At 35.9% G+C, this 306-nt stretch carries 1 protein-coding gene; it reads right to left on the bottom strand.

Annotated elements, in window-relative coordinates; translation table 11 throughout:
* Positions 1-91: 91 nt before the first annotated feature.
* Positions 92-306, bottom strand: a 215-nt coding sequence (locus IV91_RS19215; RefSeq protein ID WP_035418117.1) for a hypothetical protein, incomplete at its 5' end; no start/stop codon positions are given.

Raw genomic sequence — 306 nt, 5'->3', positions numbered from 1 at the left:
TTGCTTAAGGTGGTGGCCATGCATACGAATCAGGATGATCACTGACATCAGCACTATTATTGAGCAAGGTTTATATTTATGTAGGCTTAGTTCACGTTAACCCGCCTTTAACGAAATAAGCGAAAAATATCGACAATTTTTCCGAATTAATTTCTATAATGCATTGATTATAAAGTATTCGCGTTTTTTGTTTTTGACGATATCTCTGTGTAGTGCCATAATATTTTGCAATGTTCACTAAAACCCCTTGCTTTTCTGGTAGCATCGTAGAATGTTTATTCGCCAAACCAGAACCAACAACAAAGC

The organism is Ferrovum myxofaciens (assembly GCF_000735045.1).
GTDB lineage: Bacteria > Pseudomonadota > Gammaproteobacteria > Burkholderiales > Ferrovaceae > Ferrovum > Ferrovum myxofaciens.
Note: the sequence above shows the minus strand (reverse complement) of the source record. Positions and strands in the feature narration are given on the sequence as shown.